The following is a 1486-nucleotide window of genomic DNA, read 5'->3' as shown; positions in this document are numbered from 1 at the left end:
CTTCGGGATCGTCTTCAGTGCCTTGGCATGATTCTCCGGCGTCGCCCGCGTGATCTCCATCGTCGCGCCCGGCGGATAGGCGCCGATCACGCAAAAGTCGTGGCTGGCGTTGATGCATTGATGCCCGGTGCCGGCGGGCAGGATCGCGACATCGCCGGTCTTGATGTCCAGCTCCTGGCCATGATCGCCGCCGAAGCGAACGCGTGCGCTCCCACGCGCAACGCCAAGCACCTCATGCACCGTCGCGTGATAGTGCAGATAGTCGTAGACGCCATTGCGCCACGTGCCGCCCCAGCCGTTCTCCTCGAACAGGTTTTCGATCGTCTCCTCCGGATGCTCCGGGTCGAGCTTCACCGCCCCCTGGTAGACCAGGAAGGRGAGGCCGTTGTTCGGCACGAGCCCGTCATCCTCAAACACGATGGCGAGCGGCTCGGCATTGTCGCGGACGACGGACATGGCTGGGCTCCTGCGTGAGCGTAGCAAGGATCAACGAGGGGCGTCAGGCGGCGTTCCTCGCTCCACTGTCATTCCGGGGCGACGCGCAGCGTCGAGCCCGGAATCCATCGCGCCGCAGAATCCGTTGCCCGATGGATTCCGGGTTCGCGCTATGCGCGCCCCGGAATGACAAAAGCCCGGGACTGGGCCCGGGCTCGATGTCGTCAAGACAGTTTTCAAAAGAGCGCGCCCTACGCGCTCTTCTTCTGCCGCATCAGATCGGCAAAGCGCTGGAACAGGTAGTGCGAGTCGCGCGGGCCGGGTGACGCCTCGGGATGGTACTGCACCGAGAACACCGGCTTGCCGTCGAGCTGGATGCCGCAGTTGGACCCATCAAACAAAGAAATGTGGGTCTGCGTCGCGCCCTTCGGCAGCGTCGTCTCGTCCACCGCGAAGCCGTGATTCATCGAGGTGATCTCGACCTTGCCGGTGGTCTCGTCCTTCACGGGATGATTGGCGCCGTGATGACCCTGATGCATCTTCTTGGTCTTGGCGCCGACGGCGAGGCCGAGCATCTGGTGGCCAAGACAAATCCCGAAGGTCGGCGTGCCCGACTTGATGACGTCCCGGATGACAGGCACGGCATATTTGCCGGTCGCGGCCGGATCGCCCGGACCGTTCGACAGGAACACGCCGTCCGGCTTCATCGCCAGGATGTCTTCGGCAGACGTCGTCGCCGGCACCACCGTCACCTTGCAGCCGACGCCGGCGAGCAGGCGCAAAATGTTGCGCTTGATGCCGTAGTCGATGGCGACGACGTTGAACTCGGTCTTGTCCTGGCGGCCAAAGCCCTTGTCCCAGAGCCACGGCGTCTCGTCCCAGGTGAAGCGCTGGCCGGAGGTGACCATCGGCACGAGGTCCATGCCCTCAAGCCCCGGCCATTCGCGCGCTTCTTCCTTCAGGCCGTGCAGGTCGAACTCGCCGTTCCTGGCGTGCGCGATCACGGCATTGGGCATGCCCTTGCTGCGGATCAGCGCGGTCAGCGCGCGGG

The 1486-nt window shown here is 64.7% G+C and carries 2 protein-coding genes; both read right to left on the bottom strand.

Annotation, left to right across the window (positions count from 1 at the left end; genetic code table 11):
• Window positions 1-456 (bottom strand): cupin domain-containing protein (locus AC1D00_RS40725; protein ID WP_477014594.1); only part of this gene is annotated, 456 nt, incomplete at its 3' end.
• A gap of 230 nt (window positions 457-686) precedes the next feature.
• Window positions 687-1486: carbamoyl phosphate synthase small subunit (locus AC1D00_RS40720; RefSeq protein WP_477014593.1), on the bottom strand; the 800-nt coding region annotated here is incomplete at its 5' end.

It is taken from the genome of Bradyrhizobium sp. P2_E8 (assembly GCF_056403875.1).
The sequence above is the reverse complement of the archived record's forward strand: the minus strand, read 5'-3'. Positions and strand labels throughout refer to the sequence as shown.